At 62.2% G+C, this 19989-nt stretch carries 18 protein-coding genes, 1 tRNA gene and 1 pseudogene; 11 read left to right on the top strand and 9 right to left on the bottom strand.

Annotation, left to right across the window (positions count from 1 at the left end; all coding sequences use genetic code 11):
* Positions 1–196: 196 nt before the first annotated feature.
* From ACX3OZ_RS16290 to ACX3OZ_RS16260, 7 genes and pseudogenes are all read right to left on the bottom strand, one after another.
* Positions 197–1786, bottom strand: coding sequence for a hypothetical protein (locus ACX3OZ_RS16290; RefSeq protein ID WP_459104897.1), 1590 nt, complete (start codon positions 1784–1786; stop codon positions 197–199).
* Between the two features lie 460 nt (positions 1787–2246).
* A complete protein-coding gene (locus tag ACX3OZ_RS16285) occupies positions 2247–2585 on the bottom strand; it encodes a hypothetical protein (protein ID WP_459104896.1) in 339 nt (112 codons plus the stop codon).
* A 311-nt stretch (positions 2586–2896) separates the two neighbouring features.
* On the bottom strand, positions 2897–3184 hold the full coding sequence (locus ACX3OZ_RS16280) for a hypothetical protein (RefSeq protein ID WP_459104895.1): 288 nt from the start codon (positions 3182–3184) through the stop codon (positions 2897–2899).
* A gap of 199 nt (positions 3185–3383) precedes the next feature.
* On the bottom strand, positions 3384–4460 hold the full coding sequence (locus ACX3OZ_RS16275) for a hypothetical protein (protein WP_459104913.1): 1077 nt from the start codon (positions 4458–4460) through the stop codon (positions 3384–3386).
* A gap of 77 nt (positions 4461–4537) precedes the next feature.
* Positions 4538–4765, bottom strand: a complete 228-nt coding sequence (locus ACX3OZ_RS16270; protein ID WP_459104912.1) for a hypothetical protein — start codon at positions 4763–4765, stop codon at positions 4538–4540.
* 535 nt (positions 4766–5300) lie between these two features.
* Positions 5301–5645 (bottom strand): annotated as a pseudogene (locus tag ACX3OZ_RS16265) (relaxase/mobilization nuclease domain-containing protein); the annotation flags it as partial.
* Positions 5646–6035: 390 nt separating this feature from the next.
* On the bottom strand, positions 6036–6416 hold the full coding sequence (locus ACX3OZ_RS16260) for a hypothetical protein (protein ID WP_459104894.1): 381 nt from the start codon (positions 6414–6416) through the stop codon (positions 6036–6038).
* A gap of 750 nt (positions 6417–7166) precedes the next feature.
* Between ACX3OZ_RS16260 and ACX3OZ_RS16255 the strand changes: the two genes are divergently transcribed.
* From ACX3OZ_RS16255 to ACX3OZ_RS16245, 3 genes are read left to right on the top strand one after another with little or no spacing between them, the layout of a single operon-like run.
* Complete coding sequence (locus tag ACX3OZ_RS16255) at positions 7167–7856, top strand: hypothetical protein (RefSeq protein WP_459104893.1); 690 nt, start codon at positions 7167–7169, stop codon at positions 7854–7856.
* On the top strand, positions 7856–8494 hold the full coding sequence (locus ACX3OZ_RS16250; protein WP_459104892.1) for a hypothetical protein: 639 nt from the start codon (positions 7856–7858) through the stop codon (positions 8492–8494). Before ACX3OZ_RS16255 ends, ACX3OZ_RS16250 begins: the two co-directional genes overlap by 1 nt.
* Complete coding sequence (locus ACX3OZ_RS16245; protein ID WP_459104891.1) at positions 8491–9240, top strand: pPIWI-associating nuclease domain-containing protein; 750 nt, start codon at positions 8491–8493, stop codon at positions 9238–9240. Before ACX3OZ_RS16250 ends, ACX3OZ_RS16245 begins: the two co-directional genes overlap by 4 nt.
* 8 nt (positions 9241–9248) lie before the next feature.
* Here ACX3OZ_RS16245 and ACX3OZ_RS16240 read toward each other — a convergent pair.
* Positions 9249–9324 (bottom strand) — tRNA-Ile (locus tag ACX3OZ_RS16240).
* A 517-nt stretch (positions 9325–9841) separates the two neighbouring features.
* Here ACX3OZ_RS16240 and ACX3OZ_RS16235 point away from each other — a divergent pair.
* The 8 genes from ACX3OZ_RS16235 (at position 9842) to phoB (ending at position 18032) form a co-directional block, all read left to right on the top strand.
* Complete coding sequence (locus ACX3OZ_RS16235) at positions 9842–10597, top strand: IclR family transcriptional regulator domain-containing protein (RefSeq protein ID WP_459096069.1); 756 nt, start codon at positions 9842–9844, stop codon at positions 10595–10597.
* A gap of 46 nt (positions 10598–10643) precedes the next feature.
* The gene (locus tag ACX3OZ_RS16230) at positions 10644–11459 is read left to right on the top strand and encodes an aldo/keto reductase (RefSeq protein WP_459096068.1); all 816 of its coding nucleotides are present in this window, start codon (positions 10644–10646) and stop codon (positions 11457–11459) included.
* Positions 11460–11764: 305 nt separating this feature from the next.
* Positions 11765–12784, top strand: coding sequence for a substrate-binding domain-containing protein (locus ACX3OZ_RS16225; protein ID WP_459096067.1), 1020 nt, complete (start codon positions 11765–11767; stop codon positions 12782–12784).
* Between the two features lie 63 nt (positions 12785–12847).
* The gene (pstC, locus tag ACX3OZ_RS16220; protein WP_459096066.1) at positions 12848–14224 is read left to right on the top strand and encodes a phosphate ABC transporter permease subunit PstC; all 1377 of its coding nucleotides are present in this window, start codon (positions 12848–12850) and stop codon (positions 14222–14224) included.
* Positions 14225–14226: 2 nt separating this feature from the next.
* Entirely contained in the window at positions 14227–15591 is a 1365-nt protein-coding gene (gene pstA / locus ACX3OZ_RS16215; RefSeq protein ID WP_459096065.1) for a phosphate ABC transporter permease PstA, read from the top strand.
* A 70-nt stretch (positions 15592–15661) separates the two neighbouring features.
* Entirely contained in the window at positions 15662–16444 is a 783-nt protein-coding gene (gene pstB / locus ACX3OZ_RS16210; protein ID WP_459096108.1) for a phosphate ABC transporter ATP-binding protein PstB, read from the top strand.
* Positions 16445–16470: 26 nt separating this feature from the next.
* A complete protein-coding gene (gene phoU / locus ACX3OZ_RS16205) occupies positions 16471–17181 on the top strand; it encodes a phosphate signaling complex protein PhoU (protein ID WP_459096064.1) in 711 nt (236 codons plus the stop codon).
* Between the two features lie 149 nt (positions 17182–17330).
* Entirely contained in the window at positions 17331–18032 is a 702-nt protein-coding gene (phoB, locus tag ACX3OZ_RS16200) for a phosphate regulon transcriptional regulator PhoB (protein ID WP_459096063.1), read from the top strand.
* Between the two features lie 167 nt (positions 18033–18199).
* Here the strand turns inward: phoB and ACX3OZ_RS16195 are convergent, their stop codons facing one another.
* Positions 18200–19825, bottom strand: a complete 1626-nt coding sequence (locus ACX3OZ_RS16195; RefSeq protein ID WP_459096062.1) for an MFS transporter — start codon at positions 19823–19825, stop codon at positions 18200–18202.
* Between the last annotated feature and the right edge of the window lie 164 nt (positions 19826–19989).

The raw sequence follows: 19989 nt of genomic DNA, 5'->3' as shown, positions 1-19989 counted from the left end.
CGACGCGACCTAAGGACTGTCGTTTTGCGAGGGCAACGCCGATAGTCGTCCTCTAGGAAAGCGGCTTGAATGGCAGCTCCAAGGATCGTGAGATGTTTGCGTGAATGGCCGTTTTTGGGGTCGGTTGCTGTCCTTCGCCTGACGGATTGATATTCAGCACTTGCGGCCGACGGCAGCAAGGATCTCACCTCCCGGTCTACGCCGCCTGTCGCTCAAGAACGGAGGCCCACACATCGGCCTCCGTTGGCATTATGACCTCTCTGCCAGTCTGCTCGATCTGCACCCGCATCCTTTCGATCGCAGCAGCCACGTAGTTCATGATGAGATCTGGCCGCATGTAGCGGCCACAAGCAGTAGCTGCCTCGGCCCAGACCTGGCCGGCGGTCACGCGCACCGGCGGACGATAAATGGGTTTCCACGCCGCCATTTCTTCCACCGTCGGACCTCTCGAATCCTCGCCATAGAGTCCGGCCTCGAATGACTCACGGGCTTGCGTGTCGCCAGTAATCTCACCTGCCCACGCGATCAGCTCGGTCCAACCTGTGACCTGGCCGGTCTTGATATCTATCGTGATTTCAGTCTCGACCTTGTGCATGAAGGTCCCGGCCATCGCTTGGGCGACAAGCTTGTTCCACAGACCAGATCGGAGGGTGCCGATCACCGGCTTTTCGTCCTCGAACTGTTGCTCGGGGGTTTCGAGCATTTCGTTATCCTCGGCCCGCAGTCCCAGCTTTGCTGCCAGCGCGGGCGAAATCAGGCCTTGGCGGATACCGGTAAAAACAGAGGCGTACTCGCAAAAAATTCCGGCGGCGCGGTCTGGAGTGACCCTTTCGAGGCCTGGCACCACCAAAGGATTACCACGCAAATCCTTAATGCTGGCGCGGGCTGCTACTGCGAATGGATGGACACTCGTCGACCCCTTTTTTCGACCTTCTTTGACCCAGCCGTTTGCGAGTTCGGCAGCAGCTTTTGCAGCATATTTTGCGGCGGAATCGGTGTCGGCGCACATATGAACTTCCTGCGCCGCACGGGTACCGACCAGCCCAATCTTGTCGAGTTTGGCCAAGTAACGAGTAATCAGTAACTCGCAGTGGGCTTCGGCCCGGAAGCGGTCGCAATGGTCGAAAAAGGCCAAGACATGAAAATGCTCACCAAACCCAGTGACCGGCGACCATGGGCACTCAACCGTCATCGACAAGCCAAGAAATCCAGCTGCGACCGAGTGCTTGACCCACAGGGCTCCTTGGCGAGCTTTGCGAAGTGCGGTTGATGCGCCGGTGTGCATCGCTTTCAGCGATTGATCTTTTTTGCGCTGGACGGTGATAGTGAGTGCCCACACCGACCCGCCGATGTCGAGGCATGCGGTGGCCGCCTCCTTAAGCCGTTCCTCGACCTCCCTTGCTCGACGGACGGTGCACACCGGGCAGGCACTGATCGAGTCGCAGCGATAGACCCCGGAGACGCTGGCCTTTCTCTTGCCTTCCGGCCCGCTCAAATGAACGGACACCGCATCGGTGTTATAAGCAGCAAAGCCACACCCACAGGTTGCCGGACCACGGCCACCGTCCGCAGGTTTCAGCAAGCGGGCGATGCCGCTTCTCAGGTCATAGCGACCTTTCGTTGTAGAAAGAAGATGCGGAAGTTCCTCCCGGTCGGCGGGCTGGTCGCCCACCTCCGGTGTGGGGGGAGAGAAACCGGATACCTCCACTCTCAAGCCACGGCCTTCGCCGCGGTCTGCGCGCCCTGCGGGCTTGCCTGGCCGGCCTTCGCCGGCATGCGCGGTCACCAGTCACCCCGCAATACCGAGGGGACGTCTGCTACAACGCGGGCTGTCCAGGCCTCGGCATTTGCCTCAGCCAACATTTCCGCTTGATAGTGCTGGACACGGTGCCAGCGCTCTTCTTCGGCGACCGCTGCACATGACGGAACACACTGCTGACACTCAGACAGCATGCATTCGTTGACTTTTTCGGCATAATCAGACACGATTGTTCACCCCTAAAATCACCCCCGCGAGGCTTGCCGGCCGATGACCGGGGGTGGTTCTTTAGGGTCCGCTGAAAGCTGTTATGAATCAAACGGTTACGGCCCGCCGATGGGCGAGCCGCTGTAATCTCGTTCTAAAAATCGTGGTTTCGAGATTATCGCTGACCGATCAATGCGATAGACCGGCGAGGTAACACTTTTCCCGAATTGAGTAACACTTTCCGTGCAACTCTAACCCATTGCCAGGAAAGATATTTCAGTCATGCGGCCTGCGAAATGCGCGTTCTGACGTAGCCCCAGGTCACGGTTGCCGTCCGGGCGGCAACATGAAGGCATGCTTCCAGGTCGGCCGGATCTGCGGGCATGGGGACTGTCACGAGAACCACCTCGGCAATCGCTTCCGACCGGCGGCACCACCTGTCAAACTGACGCTCGGCAAAGAGCCAATCGACCGCGGCAATCGGCGTGTCGGACTGGTAGACGATGCACACGTCATCCGTGTCGTCATCGATTACCGTTGGGCGGCCATCAAAGTACCTGACCACTATGGCCGTCACTTTGTTGCCCTGGCCGCCGCCTTCTTCTGCTGTTGCATCCATTCCTGCGCTACCTCTCCAGTTGCGACTTCATCAAAAATCCAGTCCAGACGGGAAGCTAACCGAATGTTCGGCAAGCCCTCCTCAAACCTGTTGCACCAGGCCGCGAACGCCCGGGCCCGCCGCTCGACCGACGAATTTTCATAGGTCGATCCGAAGTCGACAGGAACCAGATGAGAGTCAATTTCGTCAAGTATTTTGTTGTCTAAAATTTGCTCTACCTGATGAAATGCTTCATGGCATGCGGCATTGAACAGAAACGTCGGCCTTGATTGCAAGGATAATACAACTAATTCTTGCCCAGCGAATGACATTCAATTGAATAGAGTATATGGATTTCTGGAACTATCCTTGCCTTTGAGCAGATTCAGGTTTGGATATCCGTCATCCCGCACTTCACTGACAAGGATTGGAGCCGCCGTCACAGTGACCCACGGGACGATACGCTGGATGATCTCGACCACACGTGGCAACGCCTGCCAAGTAGAAGACGACACCGCTCCCGGTAGTCCAAAAACATCGGCAGCGCGACCAATCGACAACGGTGCACTAGCGATCTCAACAGGCTGACCGGGCCTATAAATCCGTGCCTCGTCGGTCATCAAAGCTGGGTTCGGTGTGAATATTGGATAGCGCAAATCTGTGGCTCTGGACGAGGTGGAAGGCGGGTCAGGTGGGGGTGGTGCGGCCGCAGCCCGTAGGGCGAGGCACGGCCCCGCTTGATGCGACTGGAGCCGCCATACCGTCCTGCGCTCCCCGGCCCAATCCATTGGGCCGGGGATGCCACCCGGCGAGGGGTTCTTACCTACGTAGCGCCGCCACGGGCTCGTGTTCGCGTTCCTGCGCCTCAGCGTATGCCGCGCGGATAGCGTCCTCACGGGACAGGCCCTCAGCATGGGCCAAAACGCGAGCGCGCTCGTAGATCGCGAGCTTCGCTTTCAACACCGCCTCCTCTTTACGCAGGCGGTCGCGGTCGGCCTCGCTGCGTGCCTCCCTTGACCACCGAGAATGCAGCGCGTCGAGGTCAATCTGGGCGCGGTGCACATGGCGAGCCAGTGCGTCATCGGCTCCCGGCAGGGGCACAGGCGATGCCTTGGGTTCCACCTCGGCGGAACTGTCGCCGCCCATAGGTGGCACGGGCCCGGCAGCGGCCGGGCCGGATGCCGTGTCAGGCCGCAAAGCCTGCGCCGTACTACTCCCGGCGGCGTCGCGTTCGGCCTCCCACCGCGCGATGAGAGCTGGGCTCGGCTCATAGTCGAGCAGCGTCACACCCTGACGCTGAGATTCCAGCCACATACTTTCGCGGTCGTGGTCGGTCCAAGTGCCGTGCAGGCGGTGCTGACCATTCCAGTCGGACTTCGCCTTCGCGACCATCGCGGCCAAGGCCTCGTTGGTGATACGGCCATGGATAGTCACGCGAGTGCCAGAATCGTAAAGGCGGCTTCCGCCAGGCAGGGCCACCCAAACTCCGCTGTCGTCCATCTCGACATCGGCAAACCCACGCTGGCGCCAGCCGTCAGCCAGCGCCTTAAGCTTGTCGTCGGGCAATACGGGCGCGGCCCGGCGCGGTGCGCCAGGGGCCGCTGCCGTGGCAGTCTTCTCCAGGTGTTCAACCTGGTATGCCTCGTCATCGGCCATGATGGCGGTGGCGATTTCGCGCGCCGTGCCGCCCTCGCCCCAAGTACGGATCATGCGTCCGCCTCGGTCGATCTCGACCCAGGAACCATCATGACACAAGAGGCGGTGCGGCTGTCCCGGGCGCTGTGAGGCCCTCACCATGTGGACACGGCCAGAATATGCGACGGCGGCGGCCAGGCCGAGCTTCATGATCAGCCCAGCCTTATAGTCCTGTTTGTGAGGGGAATATGGATCGGTCATTTCAAGGATACCTTTCGTAATCCTTGCCGCTGCGATCCGGAAGCGGATCCGCTGCGCAAGGGTGGTGACGCGGGCGGCTAAAGCTCGACCGGCGCGGGCGAGGGCAGCTCGGGCAGCGACAGCGCGGATTCGATCCGCGAGAGCCGAGCGAGAATCGCTTCGAGCAGGGTCACGATGACGCGAATCGGGTCCTCGCCCGTTCCCTGCTCCTCGAGGAGCTGAAGCAGCGGGTGCAGCCGCAGCACGTCGTCGTGCGTGCTCTCCATCTCGATCATCAACGGGTGTTTCGGCTTTTGCTCGGTCATTCCTGACGATCTCTTGAAGTCGGCGAAGGTGGGGGACGGGTGGCAAGCGGAGTCCTGCTATGGCGGCGCGAACGGCCGCCGCACGGGGCGGTTCGCGCCCCTCGGACCTGCACGCGGCCCGCAGTTCCCGCGCCAGCGCGTGGGCCGCGCCGCTCGCGTCCACAACGACGACGGCCTTGTCGCCAACTGCGAGCGAGAGACCGGCCTTGCGGAGCGCCTGTTGGAATTCGCGCGGTGACGTGGGCGGCCAAGCTGCGGAAAGCGCGGTGCGCATATCGACGGCTGCGACTTCGGTGCGAGCCTCGATGTGGCGGCGTTGGGGTGATAGGTCCGAAACGCGGACGGCGCGGCCCAGGTCGTAGTGCTTCGCCATCCATTCGGCGGCGGGGCGACATTCTTTGACAAGAGCGCGGTAAACCGATCCCGGCTTCGGGATCGGCGGGGGCGGTAGGTCAAGCTCGGCGGCGGTGATGACGGCGCACTTTTCACGGCGGCGGTAGCTGTTGCGCAGGTCCACGACGCGTCCGTCGGGCCGCACGAGGCTATAAGCGAGATGGGCGTGGGTTCTGCCATTTTTAGTGTGCAGAACGCCGCACCGCTCCTGATCCTCGATCCCGAATTCAGCTTCGAAGTGACGCAGAAAGACGCGGATCGTCTCCGGATCGTCGTGACCGATATCGGGGTCAACGTGGACGTGCCAAACTGGCCGGTCGGTCCGGCCGTGCGCGGCACCGAGGACAAGCTGGCGAAGCTGCCCGGCGAGGTCTTCAGCGGGCAGGTGGCGAGCGGCAACAAGCTGCACGCGTTGACCAGCTTTTCGCGAGAGTAGGTGCCTCGCCAGAGCGGGACCGCCCTTTCCCCTGGTTTCACCAGAAAGCATGGCCGCGCGCTCGTCATTGCTTCCTCGCCGCTGCCAGCAGCGAGTCGAGATGCATGTGGAGCGTATAAATGCGTGCCAGCACCTCCCCCGATGCAAGTGCCTGGGGCGGCGGACACCCGGCGGCAGCGAGCAGATGACGCTGGGCCCAGACGCCGGGTTCAGTTCCAGCAGAGACGGCAGCCCGGCGGATGAAATGCGCTTGTAGATTCGACAAGCGGATGGACGCGCTGACCGGAGCCGTCGGCTCGCCGGGCCGGGGACCTGGCGGAAAGGTCAAGTCCACGCGATGCCGGGCCGCTGGCCAGCCCGCAGGTCGCTTGCTCTCGCCTGGCGACGGCGAGGATGCAAGGAAGTCCTCAACTGCACGGCGGGCATTGTCGTAATCGTCCGTCATTTCAGCCTCGCAATGATGTCGGCGATCGCATCGGCCTGGCGGCGCAGGTCGATGACGACGCGTTCAGCTAGGTCGTGGAAGCCGGCGTGGCCAGCCAAGCGAAGGGCTTTTGAAAGCTGCACTGTGGCTCCGGTCGCGCGGCGTACATCCCCGGAAAGGGCGGCAACGACGGCAATGTCTTCGGACGGAAGCGCGGTGCCGCCCCGGCGCGCCGAAGTCGTATCGACCCGACCAACAGCGGCGAGCACATGACGCCGGGCGAATGCGGCCCGGCTTACGCCAGCGCTTTGAGCCGCTGCATCTACATGCTCGGCCTCGATCGCAGTCAGGCCAATATTGATCTGGTGCGACAAGCGGCGGGTCTGACTGATGCTCATACTCGACGGCTCCGACGGCGGTGGGCGGGGTCGACGGGGAGGGTTTCCCTCCCCTCGCCAGGTGGGGTCGGACGCGAAGCGTCTAGACACCATGCCTGGCTAATCCCGCGATCTCCGAAAAAGAATCGGGTGAGCGTGTCATTATGTCAATGTAACGAACAACGATTCTTTACTGTTCGACCAATGCTGACACTACGCCAAGGGGTCCGACTCCGGCGGGCACAGGGCCGGGGCTAATTTTCACAAAGTCGTGAGGTGGCGGGCCGGGTCGGAGGTCGGTGCCGCCCTAACCGTCGGCGCAGGCGCCGATGCCCACCTGGCGTGGGGTACGGCGTACCGCTCCGCGATACACCCCACACCAGATGGCGGTTAGGGGCCCGTCTGCACCTGGACGGCGGCGCCAGGCTGTCGCGCCGTGCGCTCCAACCCCGTCCTGCTGCGGCAGGCCGAGGCTGGGCGAGCATCGCGCCTGCCGCCGCTGTCCACCCCGCTCCCGCACCACCCCGCCGATTTCTATGATTGGCTTCGGCCGCTTGAGAAAGCAAAAGCCCCAGCTCGCGGGAGCCAGGGCTTTGCAGGCCGGAAAACCGACTTGCTCGTATGGGGTTCTCAACGGCGGTGGTGGGGCCCGGCCAGTCTTGAACCGGCAACCAGTGAGAAGGGGCTAACGATGGTTCGTTAGCCCCTATGGCGCTTATTGACGTCAAGTGAGTTGGTCGACAAAGTCTCCGCAAAACTGAGGGGCAGCAGATGTTCGGAAAAGCCGGTATAGACAAAGAATATAAGCGTCTAATTGAGCAGCTCGAAGGCGGAGAGCGGCTACCTCCGGAGCACGATCGACCGGTATCTGTAACGGACAATGGCTTTGAATCCTTTGCCACGGCCGGTGTCCGGGCGGTTTTTGAGGGGTTCGAATACTTCGGCACCATGATGAACCGCGAAGTTGCCGATCCTTGGACGATCGAGGAGACGGCAGATACTCTGGTGAAAGATATCGTGAGTGACGGGCCGGAGCTCGGAAGAACATATCGTATCTTCTACAACGGCGTGCCGATGGGCAAATTGCAGGTCACAGAAGGTTCGAATAACAATGGCTTCAGCGATGACGTTGACTGGCATCGTGAGAATCGTGCCGCTCGTGCGATTCTTGATTTGAATAATGTCCGATTTGTTCCCTACCACGATGCTCTCTCAATAGTATCTTCCGTTGAGGTGCTCGTTGGCCCCTTTGAACATTATGAATTGAGTAGAGATCATGCCCGCATGAAGGCGTCTGCGGCCCTTACAGGCTATTTGTGGGAGGTCATGCGCGCCGGTGACCACTTCGTGCCGTCCTTTAGCCATCGTGTGAATGGACCCTACGACCTTCTGAAGATCACATCCGACCACTGGAAGGAGGGAGGCATTGACCCATTCTTGAAATGGAATGGAGACCGATAATGGTGTTCCGAAAGTTACAGCGATTGGCGTCGCCAGGGCCTGCGGCCTCGGAATGGGATAACGATGATCCATGGGACCAAAAGACCTTGGATCATTTGAAGAACACAAAAATGATTGACCTTCAGATCAGCCACATCGAGCGTCGCTTTCCCCGCGGTGACCTCGTTCCTTCTAGAAGTCGACGAGAGTTTTGGCCGGAAGTCGTGCTTTCAGGGCATCTGGAAGTCCTGCAGCACGTCCATGTGAGGGTGGAATTCAATCCGGATTTGAGCGGTTTTGGCGATGCGCGTCTTACGTTTTTTGCAGATGTCGAAAGCCCGTCTGGCCCTCTCAACGTCCCTTACCTGAATATCGTGATCCGGGACGAAGCCGGTCAAATCAGAACCGGCGCGGTAGAAGCTTTGCGGGACGCGATCGCAAGCGGGGAACCGTCCATTCGAGCTCGAATTTGGCCTTCAGGGTATGACTGGGACCGAACGTCTGGCGGACATGGGCGGACTTTTGAAATCGGTGGCATGATCATCTGGTCACGGCTCCGTTCGAAGGACTCGGCGGCCTGGCAGGGACCGATTGGAGAAGCTGTTTTCGACAACTATCCAAGTCCGCACAGGCTACGCCGCGCAAGGACGAAATCTTGACGGACGGAAGTGATGGCCCAGTCTCCGTGAGTAGCCGCCTCATCGATTACGATATCATGATGGGACTGCTGCAGGTATATTCGACGGCATCTCGTTCTGCTCACATTGGGGCGGTTGTGGGTACTCCTCATAACGCCGGCTGGCTCGAAAATGCCATGGGCGTTGACTTCCGTATCGAAGAAAGAGCTCAAGCTCATCTATGCGCGCGCGAGCTGCAGGATGCTGGATTGATCGTGCCTACATACAGCGACATGGCCGAGCCCGAAAATTGGCGCATCATTACCGATGCCGGTCGCGAAGCACTACGTCGAGGAGCACTCGATGAGCTTGATGCTGCCTTGGGGGCGCTATCGCCGGCTTTCATTGAGATGCGTCGGGGCGCATGGCGAGCCGCGAAATCGACGCTGCCTGACACGCAGCGGCAAGCAGCGCATTCAGCCAGGGAGCTAGTTAGTCAGGTGTTGCGGGTCGTGGCGCCCGATGACGAGGTCCAGGCGCAGCAAAACTACCAACTGCCTAAGGATGGAAAGGTCACTCGGCGTGACCGATACAAGCTCGCTGTCCGAAAGCGCGCTCGCAATTCGTCTGCTGGCGACGTTGTAGTGCTCGATAAAGCGACAGATTTAATTGAGGCCCAACGCGCCAAGCTCGATGCCCTCGCACATAGTAGAGACACGATCGTCGCGCAAACCGTACACGACGCCCTGATGACCATCGACATGGTATTGCGTCTGCTCCTCGTTTAGCGAGGTTTTGGTGGGCGCGGCAGGACTCGAACCTGCAACCAGAGTGTTATGAGCACTCGGCTCTAACCATTGAGCTACACGCCCCCCATTCGACATCGCCGGGATATTAACCGGGACGTCGAGAAAGAGACTCAGAGAATTTACCCCAAGCCGTTGGAAACTCTACACAACCCAAATCGCCTTAATGGTCAAGAACAACCGTTATGAGCGGACGGCTCTAACCAATTGAGCTGCAGGCTCGTAGCAGGGAAGAGATGAGATCAATCTGTCCCCGTTTCTGTCCCCGCAGGGACCCGATCGCCACCGAAATGACAGCTAACCGGTTGATATCCAAAGCGTCCTAGCGGACCCGTCAGGTTCCGGAAAGACCGTTATGAGCGGTCGGCTCTAACCATTGAGCTATAGGCCCCCGCTCGCGTCTTTAGCAGGGTGACACAGACTGGCAAGAGGGAAGTCGCACCGCACGCGATTGAGCCGCGCGTGACGCACCCTTTTTTGGAGCCTCCTCCACCCCGCCGCACCGCGCCATCTCAGTGCGCCTTGCGACCAGTGTTCGCCCAGCGCCCTTTCTGCTATAAGCTCGGCATCACCGGAGGTCCGCATGCGCGAAGGCGATATTATCAATGGTCTGGTCAAGGGGCTCTCGGTCATCGAGTGCTTCGATGAGGAACATGCCAGCCAGTCAATCACCGATGTGGCCAACCGCACCGGGCTCGAACGCGCCACCGCCCGCCGCTGTCTGCTCACGCTGGTCCATCTTGGCTATGCCAGTTATGACGGCAAATTCTTCCGCCTCACCCCGCGCGTGCTCAATCTGGGCCATTCCTATCTCGCCGCCACGCCGCTGCCCCGGCTGATCCAGCCCTTCCTCGAAGAACTGTCCAGCCAGATCAACGAAAGCTCCTCGGCGGCGGTGCTCGACAATACCGAAATCCTCTATATCGCCCGCGCCTCCTATCGCCGGGTGATGTCGATCAATCTGGGGGCCGGCGCCCGCCTGCCCGCCTATTGCACCTCGATGGGCCGCATTCTGCTCGCCGCCCTGCCCGCCGCTGTGGCGCATGAGGTGCTGAACCGCTCCGAGCTGATCGCCTATACCGCCAAGACCAAGGCCGATCTACCGGCGCTTATCACCGAGCTGGCCGTGGTCGCTGCTCAGGGCTTTGCCGTCATTGATGAAGAGCTCGAACTCGGCCTCTGCTCCATCGCCGTGCCGCTGTTCAATGCCCAGGGCCAGACCGTCGCCGCCCTCAATATCGGCGCCCAATCAGCCCGCGCCTCGACCTCGCAGATGATCGCCAATTTCCTGCCGCTGATGCGCAAGATCCAAGCCGAAGTGCGCCCCTTGCTGCGCTGAGCCGGCCCCCGCCCAACCATCCCTTCCATTTTCGCACGGAGCTTTCATGCACAAAACTTCATTCGGCATGCCCTTGATGGGCCTGGGCACCTATGGCCGCCGTGGCCCCGAAGGCACCGCCGCGATTCTGGCCGCGCTCGAAATCGGTTACCGCCACATCGATACCGCCCAGAGCTACGATACCGAGCGCGAATGCGGCGAAGCCATCCGCCAGTCCGGCCTGTCTCGCGCCGATATCTTCATCACCACCAAGATCGACATGCCCAATTTTGCTGCCGGCAAGCTGATCCCGTCGCTGCGCCAAAGCCTCGATACCATCGGCGTCGATGCTGTCGATCTCACCCTGATCCACTGGCCTTCGCCGCATGATGCAGTGCCGCAGCCGGTCTACCTGGAACAGCTCGCCGAAGCGCAGGCGCTAGGCCTGACCAAAACCATCGGCGTGTCCAATTTCACCATTGCCCTGCTGCAGCAGGCCGAGGCCATTTTGGGCAAGGGCGTCCTCGCCACCAATCAGGTGGAATGCCACCCCTATTTGCAAAACCGCAAGCTGGTGGATTTCTGCGACAGCGCCGGCATTCCGGTCACTGCCTATCAGCCGATTGCCAAGGGCACGCTCAAGGGCGACCCCGTGCTGGAGAAGCTGGCCGCCGCCAAGAATTGCACGGTCGAACAGCTCGCCATTGCTTTTGCCCTGGCGCGCGGCCTCGCCGCCATTCCCGCCTCCAGCAAGCGCGAACGCCTCGCCAGCAATTTCGCCGCCCAGCAGGTAACGCTGACCGACGCCGATATGGCCCTCATCGCTACCGTCGATCGCGGCGCCCGCCGCATCAACCCGGCCACCGCGCCCGCTTGGGATTGATTGCTGCTTCACCACCCGGCTTGTCCGGGTGGTGAAGCAGCGGCGGCGCTATCCCAGCCCTAAAAACCACCCCAAGACTCACCTTTTCCGTCACATCCAACCGTCACAAAGCCGTCACCAACCCGTCTTGTTCCGGAAATTTCCCTTCAAATTCAACGGACTAGCCCGTCACAAACCCGTCACGCAACCGCAATAAAACTGTCGCGTGCCGCTCCTATGGTCCGCCGCGTCAAAGGGCGGTGCCGGGACTGAACCACCGGATCAACCCGCCAGGTTTGAACTGAATTCGGAAAAGGGAAATTCCCATGAAGCCTGCACTTTTCGCCAGCGCCGCTGTCATCGCACTTGCCGCTTTCGCCACGCCTGCCTTCGCCCAGTCGCGCGACACCATCCAGGTGGCCGGCTCGTCCACCGTGCTGCCCTTCGCCTCCATCGTGGCTGAAGAATTTGGCGCCGTGTTCCCCGAGTTCAAGACTCCGGTCGTCGGTTCGGGCGGCACGGGCGGCGGTCTCAAGCAGTTCTGCGAAGGCACCGGCGACAACACCATCGACATCGCCAATGCCTCCCGCCCGATCAAGGACAGCGAGCGCGACGCCTGCATCGCCGCTGGCGTCACCGATATCCGCGAAATCCAGTTCGGATATGACGGCATCGTCTTTGCCTCGTCGGCCAATGGCCCCGATTTCGCCCTGACCCCGGTCCAGGTTTACAAGGCCATTGCCGCCAAGGTTCCGGTCGATGGCGCCCTGGTCGACAATCCCTACACCCGCTGGTCCGAGATCGATGCGTCGCTCCCCGACCAGGCCATCTCGCTGGCCATCCCGGGCACCAATCACGGCACTCGTGAAGTGTTCCAGCTCGAAGTTGTCGACGCTGGCGCCGAAGAAGCCGGCCTGCCCGAGAGCCTGACCGCCGAAGAAAAGACCGCCGCGCTGACCACTTTCCGTCAGGACGTCGTCATCGAAATCTCCGGCGACTACACCGAAACCCTGGCCCGCCTGACCTCGAACCCCGACACTGTCGGCGTGTTCGGCCTCAGCTTCTATGACCAGAACAAGGACACCCTCAAGGTTGCCACCGTCAACGGCGTGGTGCCTTCCAATGAGAGCGTCATTGCCGGCGAATATCCGGTCAGCCGTCCGCTGTACTTCTACGTCAAGGGCCAGCATATCGGCGTGATCCCCGGCATTGAAGAATATGTCCACTTCTTCATGTCCGAGCAGATGGCTGGTGCCGGTGGCACGCTCGAAGCCGCTGGCCTGATCCCGCAGACCGACGAAGCCACGGCTGAAGTCCTCGCCGCCTTCGACGCCGGCGCTCAGTAAACTCGACTTCCGGGCCGCGCCACCAGGCGCGGCCCATTTCTTCCTCAGCAGGGGCACATATCGATGAATTCGCTGATCATTGCCGCCCTGCTCTTGGTGCTGCTGGGTCTGGCCTACCAGTCCGGCTGGTCCCGCAGTCGCAATCTGGCCACCGCCGATGGCGTCAAGATCCACTCCCGCCCGCAATATCACGGCTCCTATGTCGCCATCTGGGCGCTGGTGCCGGCTTTGTTCATCGTCGCCATCTGGGCCTGGCTCGGCGACGGCATTACCCGCGATTTCATCGTCTCCCAGATCCCGGTCGACACCCTGCAGGCGCTCGACCAGACCGGGCTGAACACCACCATCATCCGCATCCAGCAGCTGGCCTCCGGTTATGGCGTCGCCGGCACCATCCAGCCGTTTGAGCAGGCCGCCGGCGAAGCGCTGCGCGGCTTCAATTTCACTTGTTTCCTCCTGGTCACCGGCGCCGCTGCCGTGGCTGGTGTCGTGGCGCTGCTCTATGCCCGCAGCCGCATCACCGCCCGCCTGCGTGCCCGCAATGCCGTCGAGCGCATCATCAATCTGGCGCTGCTCGCCTGTTCCGCCGTCGCCATCCTGACCACGGTGGGCATCGTCGCCTCGCTGGTCACCGAGGCCTATAAATTCTTCACCTTCATCCCCCCGCACGAGTTCTTCTTCGGCACGGTGTGGAACCCCAACAATGCCGGTTCGGCGGGCAATTGGGGCAGCTATGGCCTGCTGCCGCTGCTGGTCGGCACGCTGATGATTACCGCCATCGCCATGCTGGTGGCGGTGCCGATCGGGTTGATGGCCGCGATCTATCTCAGCCAATATGCCCCGCGCCGGCTGCGCAGCTTTGCCAAGCCGGCCATCGAAATCCTCGCCGGCATTCCCACCATCGTTTTCGGCTTCATCGCCCTGGCCACCGTCGGTCCCATGCTGCGCGACACCGGCAATCTGATGGGTCTCTCGATCAACGCCACCAGCGCTCTCACCGCCGGTATCGTCATGGGGGTGATGATCATCCCCTTCGTCTCCTCGCTCAGCGATGACATTCTCAATCAGGTGCCGCGCACCCTGCGCGACGGCGCCTATGGCCTGGGCGCCACCAAATCCGAAACCATCCGCAATGTGCTGCTGCCCGCTGCCCTGCCCGGCATTGTCGGCGCGTTCCTCCTGGCCGTCAGTCGCGCCGTCGGCGAAACCATGATCGTGGTGCTCGCCGCCGGCAATTCGCCGGTGCTGCGCGGCAACCCCTTCGAGCCGGTCGCCACCATCACCGTCTCCATCGTCAATCAGCTCACCGGCGATACCGATTTCGCCGGACCGCAATCGCTGGTCGGCTTTGCCCTCGGCCTGACGCTGTTCGTCATCACGCTGGGCCTCAATATCGTCGCCCTCTACATCGTCCGCCGCTTCCGGGAGCAGTACGAATAGTCATGACCGACATGCTCGCCACCACCGCCGCTGCCTCCGCCGAACGCACCAAGCGCATTCGCGCCAGCCTGCAGCGCCGCCACCGCAGCGAGGCCATTTTCCGTGGCCTTGGTCTTGCCGCCGTCATTCTGGCGCTGGGCTTTGTCGCCCTGCTGTTCACCGATGTGCTGCGCAAAGGCATCCCGGCCTTCACCCAGGCCAATCTGCACCTCGCCATCACCTATGATCCGGAAATCATCGATATCGACCCCGCCCCGGTCCGCGTCGATGGCCAGTCCGACGCCGATTTCCGCGCCGCCAATCTCAAATGGCAGCGCGATCTGGCCCTGCTCAACTGGAACAAGGTGATCGAGGCAAGCCTCCGCCAAGCTGCTCCCGCCGGCTACGAGATCGACACCAAGGCCCTGCTCACCATCGCCGAAACCAACGCCCGCCATCAAGTGCGCGAGATGTTCGTCGCCGATCCCTCCTTGCTCGGCCAGACCGTCGAAGTCGACCTGCTCGCCTCGGCCAATGCCGCCAACTGGATCAAGGGCAATATCGACCGCTCGCTCGGCGACGCCCAGCAGCAGCTCACCCCGGCCGCCCGCGCCCTCATCGATATCTTTGAGGAAAACGGCACCGTCTCCAACGGCTTTGCCTGGTCGATCTTCACCAATGTCGATAGCCGCGCCGCGCCTGCCTCCGCCGGCCTGCTTGGGGCTTTCGTCGGCACCCTGTGGATGATGCTGATCGTCATCGTTCTGGCCGTGCCCATCGGGGTCGCCAGCGCCATCTACCTCGAAGAATTCGCGCCCAAATCCCGGCTGACCGATTTCATCGAGGTCAATATCAACAACCTCGCCGCCGTGCCCTCCATCGTCTTCGGCCTGCTCGGCGCCGCCGTGTTCATCAACTGGATGCATCTGCCGATCTCCGCCCCCATCGTCGGCGGTCTGGTGCTCACTTTGATGACGCTGCCCACCATCATCATCGCCACGCGCGGCGCGCTGCTTGGCGTCTCCCCGGCTCTGCGCCAGGCTGCGCTCGGCATGGGTGCCTCCAAGACCCAGATGGTGTTCCATCACGTGCTGCCGGTCACCTTCCCCTCGATCCTGACCGCCACCATTCTCGGCGTCGCCCATGCTTTGGGCGAAACCGCGCCGCTGCTGCTGATCGGCATGAAGGCCTTCGTCGCCCAGGTGCCGATGACCCCCTTCGATCAGGCCACTGCCTTGCCGGTGCAGATTTACCTCTGGCAGGGCAATGAAAACCGCAATTTCTTCGAACCCCGCACCGCCGCCGCCATCATGGTCCTGCTTGCCGTGATGATCTGCCTCAACGGCGTTGCCATCTACCTGCGCTCGCGCCTCGAAAAGCGCGCCTAGCTAAAGGACATCCCAAATGGATATGGTCGCCAGCACGGTTAAGATGACCCAGCAATCAGTGAATAGCGCAATGAACCCCATCGACGCCCTCGACCGCCCGATCCGCCTCACCGCCCGCGACGTCACCGTGCATTACGGTGCCAAGCAGGCCCTGTTCGGCATTTCGATCGACATTCCCGACCGCGCCGTCACCTCCTTCATCGGCCCCTCCGGCTGCGGCAAGTCCACCTTCCTGCGCTGCATCAACCGCATGAACGACACCATTGACGGCGCCAAGGTCGGCGGCGTCATCAAGCTCGACGGCGAAGACATTTACGATCCCAGCCTCGACGTGGTCGAACTGCGCGCCCGCATCGGCATGGTGTTCCAGAAGCCCAATCCCTTCCCCAAGTCGATCTACGAAAACGTCGCCTACGGCCCCAAAATCCACGGCCTCGCCCGCTCCAAGACCGACCTCGACGAAATCGTCGTCAACTCGCTGCGCAAGGCGGGCCTGTTCAACGAGGTCAAGGATCGCCTCAACGAGCCCGGCACCGGTCTGTCCGGTGGCCAGCAGCAGCGTCTCTGCATCGCCCGCGCCATTGCCGTCGGTCCCGAAGTCATCCTGATGGACGAGCCCTGCTCGGCCCTGGACCCCATCGCCACCGCCATCATCGAAGAGCTGATCGACGAGCTGCGCGAAAACTACACCATCGTCATCGTCACCCACTCGATGCAGCAGGCCGCCCGCGTCAGCCAGAAGACCGCGTTCTTCCATCTGGGCAATCTGATCGAGGAAGGCGTCACCGAAGACATCTTCACCAATCCGGTCAACAAGCAGACCCAGGATTACATCATGGGCCGCATCGGCTAACGCCCGCGCCCTAAGAGGAATTACCCATGTCCCCGACTGGCACCGACCATATCGTTACCGCCTATAGCGACGAGCTGACGCAACTGGCCCAATCCATCGCCGAGATGGGCGGCCAGGTTGAAGTCGCCATCGAGAACGGCACCAAGGCCCTGCTCAAGCTCGACCGCGAGCTGGCCGACCTCACCATCATCGCCGATCAGCGCATTGACGACATGCAGCGCCAGATCGACGAAATGGCCGTCTCGATGATCGCCCGCCGCCAGCCCATGGCGTCCGACCTGCGCGCCATCATCACTTCCATCCACGTCGCCAATGACCTCGAACGCGTCGGCGACATGGCCAAGCAGTTGGCCCGCCGCTCGCTCAAGCTCGAAGGCCTCAATCTGCAGCCCAGCTTCTATAACGGCGTCAAGAACATGACGGCCTTGGTGCTGCGCCAGATCAAGGATGCGCTGGACGCCTATGCCAGCCGCGACGCCGCCGCCGCCATCGAAGTGTGCAACCGCGACGACGAGGTCGATGCCATGCACACGTCTTTGTTCCGTGAGCTGCTGACCTACATGATGGAAGACCCGCGCAACATCACGCCCTGCACCCATCTGCTGTTCTGCGCCAAAAACCTCGAACGCATCGGCGACCACGCCACCAACATCGCCGAGCGCGCCTATTACCTGCAGACCGGCAAGCAGCTCACCAGCGAAGTCCAGGAACTGCAACGCACCCAGCTCAAGGCCTGATCGGCCTTTCCTCCCCTCCCCCTTGAGGGGAGGGGTCGGGGGTGGGGGTCCATCAGTGACCCGCCAAACCACCCCCTCCCCAGCCCTCCCCTCAAGGGGGAGGGAGATACAAATCGAACGCCGGCGCGCCGGCCCAAGGGGAGCCCCCCATGCCCGCCACCATTCTCGTTGTCGAAGACGAAGGCGATATCGCCATCCTGCTGCGCTATAATCTGGAAGCCGAAGGCTTTGCCGTCGTCACCGCCGAAACCGGCGACGAGGCCCAGCAGGCGGTCCAGGACAAGCTGCCCGACCTGATCCTGCTCGATTGGATGCTGCCCGAAATCTCCGGCATCGAACTGTGCCGACGCTTCCGCGCCCGCGAGGAAACCGCCCGCGTGCCGATCATCATGCTCACCGCCCGCGGCGAGGAAGAAGAGCGCGTCCGGGGCCTCGCCACCGGGGCCGACGACTATGTGGTCAAGCCCTTCTCGGTCCCCGAACTGATGGCCCGCATCCACGCGCTGTTGCGCCGCGCCAATCCCAATCTGGTTACTGCTGCGCTCAAGGTTGGTGATCTCGAACTCGACCGCACCACCCACCGCGTCCGCCGCGCCAGCCGCGACGTCCATCTCGGCCCCACCGAATATCGCCTGCTCGAATATCTGATGCGCCACCCCGGCCGCGTCTATTCGCGTGAACAATTGCTCGATGGCGTCTGGGGCAATGACGTCTATGTTGATGAGCGCACCGTCGACGTGCATATCGGCCGCCTCCGCCGCGCCATCAATCGCGGCAAGGACACCGACCCGATCCGCACCGTCCGCGGCGCCGGCTACGCCTTCGACGAACGCTTCGCCCAGGTGGCGTAAACCCACGGGTGAGCACCATCCCACCCCAAAACGCGGTGTCATCCCGGCCTTGAGCCGGGACCCATCCTGAGATCCAGCCACCGGTTCCATTTCAGGCTGGGCCCCGGCTCAAGGCCGGGGTGACATCGTGGGTGGGCCAAATCTCTACACGTCTGAGGGGTGCCCCCTCAAACCTCCGGAATATCCCTTAACGGCGTATCATCGCTCAGCGGCACCGTCTGCCGTTCGATCAGCCGATGCACCTTCGGCGGCTCGGTCCCCCGATGCAGCGCCCGCAGCTGCTCGCTATTCTCCGCATCCGCCTTGGTGCGCCGCAGATTGTGCCGCACATAGTCGATCCAGGTCGGCACGTGATAGGACTCGGTCCAGATATCGGGATGTTCAAGATCGCGCAGCAGCGCCCATTGCCTGGCCCCGTCGCGGATACGGATGCGGCGCCGCGCCGCCATCAGCGAGAGCAGGCGCGGAATGTCTTCCTGGGCGATGCGATAATCGATCATCACCATGATCGGCCCGCTGCGCGGTCGCATATCGAGTTTCAGGACCGGCTCATTGAAGGTGTCGAGCGGGTTGAGGTCCCGCGAATTGAACTCCGGCAGCGGCAGCCGGAACCCGACCAGCCCACACACCAGCAGCACCAGGCTCGCCATCACCAGGGCGGCCCCCAGCCCGAAGCCATCCGCGCTGGCTCCCCAGACCCAGCTACCCATCGCCATGCCGCCGAACGTGGCGGTCTGATACAGCGAGAGAGCCCGCCCCACCACCCAGCGCGGCGACGACAGCTGGATCGAGACATTGAACAGCGACATCGCCAGCACCCAGCAGCCGCCCGCGGGCAGCAGCGCCAGATGGCTCAGCAGCGGATCGCGGCTCAGCCCGAGCCCCACGCAACTGATGGCAAAGCCGGCACAGGCGAACCGCACGATCACTTCATTGCTGAACCGCTCGCGAATACGGCCATTGAGAAACGCGCCGCCAATCGCCCCCAGCCCGAAGCAGCCCAGCAGCGTGCCATAGACCATCGGGCCGCCGCCCACATATTCACTCGCCACCGAAGGCAGCAGCGCCAAAATCGACACCGCAGCCAGCCCGAACAGGAAGCTGCGAAACAGCACCGTCGTCAGGTTTGGCGACAGCGACACATAGCGCAGCCCCGCCAGGATGGCGCTGCCGAAATCTTCGCGCGGCAGCCGGTTTGGCACGTAATCCGGCTTCCAGCGCAGCAGCGCCACCGTCAGCGGCAGATAGCTCAGCGCATTGAGCGCGAAGGCGGCCGCCGCACCGGCCAGCGCCACGATCACCCCGCCAACCGCGGGGCCGACGCTGCGCATCATGTTGAAGCCCATGGCGTTGAGCGTCACCGCGCCCGGCAGGTCGTGCCGGGGCACGATATCGCCCATCGAAGCCTGCCAGGACGGGTTGAACAACGCCGTGCCGCAGCCGATGAGAAAGGTAAAACTGAGCAACAGCCAGGGCGTCAGCAGCCCCATGAACGCCATCACCGCCAGAACCGCCGAAACCAGCGCCAGCCCGATCTGGGCGATGATCATGACGATGCGGCGGTCGAAATTATCGGCCAGCGCACCCGAGGCCAAGGAAAATACCATGATCGGCAGCGTGGTCGACGCCTGCACCAGCGCCACCATGTTGTGCGAGTCCGTCAGCGTGGTCATCATCCAGCCGGCGCCCACCGACTGCACCAGCCCGCCCAGATTCGATACCAGCGTCGCCGTCCACAGCAGCCGGAAGGTCTCGTGCTTAAACGGTGCCAGCACGGACATTCGCTCAGCCATTACGCACTCTCCCGCTTCACATCGCCTCTAGCTCCGCCATGTGGCCGAACCAAGCCCACAATGGGAGAGAATGCTCTGCTTCGCCAGCCACTAAGTGGCTGGTCCGCTATGTGAAAACGCTCGGGCATAAAAAAACCCTCGGGCCGGGCCCGAGGGTCAAACTC

The sequence above is a fragment of the Devosia sp. A369 genome (assembly GCF_054489345.1).
This window is presented reverse-complemented; position numbering and strand designations above follow the sequence as displayed.

Coding starts and splice junctions, on each gene's coding strand:
- ACX3OZ_RS16285 (WP_459104896.1), bottom strand. CDS start 2,585: ATGGATGCAACAGCAGAAGAAGGCGGCGGCCAGGGCAACAAAGTGACG.
- ACX3OZ_RS16280 (WP_459104895.1), bottom strand. CDS start 3,184: ATGACCGACGAGGCACGGATTTATAGGCCCGGTCAGCCTGTTGAGATC.
- ACX3OZ_RS16275 (WP_459104913.1), bottom strand. CDS start 4,460: ATGACCGATCCATATTCCCCTCACAAACAGGACTATAAGGCTGGGCTG.
- ACX3OZ_RS16270 (WP_459104912.1), bottom strand. CDS start 4,765: ATGACCGAGCAAAAGCCGAAACACCCGTTGATGATCGAGATGGAGAGC.
- ACX3OZ_RS16260 (WP_459104894.1), bottom strand. CDS start 6,416: ATGAGCATCAGTCAGACCCGCCGCTTGTCGCACCAGATCAATATTGGC.
- ACX3OZ_RS16255 (WP_459104893.1), top strand. CDS start 7,167: ATGTTCGGAAAAGCCGGTATAGACAAAGAATATAAGCGTCTAATTGAG.
- ACX3OZ_RS16250 (WP_459104892.1), top strand. CDS start 7,856: ATGGTGTTCCGAAAGTTACAGCGATTGGCGTCGCCAGGGCCTGCGGCC.
- ACX3OZ_RS16235 (WP_459096069.1), top strand. CDS start 9,842: ATGCGCGAAGGCGATATTATCAATGGTCTGGTCAAGGGGCTCTCGGTC.
- ACX3OZ_RS16230 (WP_459096068.1), top strand. CDS start 10,644: ATGCACAAAACTTCATTCGGCATGCCCTTGATGGGCCTGGGCACCTAT.
- ACX3OZ_RS16225 (WP_459096067.1), top strand. CDS start 11,765: ATGAAGCCTGCACTTTTCGCCAGCGCCGCTGTCATCGCACTTGCCGCT.
- pstC (WP_459096066.1), top strand. CDS start 12,848: ATGAATTCGCTGATCATTGCCGCCCTGCTCTTGGTGCTGCTGGGTCTG.
- pstA (WP_459096065.1), top strand. CDS start 14,227: ATGACCGACATGCTCGCCACCACCGCCGCTGCCTCCGCCGAACGCACC.
- pstB (WP_459096108.1), top strand. CDS start 15,662: ATGAACCCCATCGACGCCCTCGACCGCCCGATCCGCCTCACCGCCCGC.
- phoU (WP_459096064.1), top strand. CDS start 16,471: ATGTCCCCGACTGGCACCGACCATATCGTTACCGCCTATAGCGACGAG.
- phoB (WP_459096063.1), top strand. CDS start 17,331: ATGCCCGCCACCATTCTCGTTGTCGAAGACGAAGGCGATATCGCCATC.
- ACX3OZ_RS16195 (WP_459096062.1), bottom strand. CDS start 19,825: ATGGCTGAGCGAATGTCCGTGCTGGCACCGTTTAAGCACGAGACCTTC.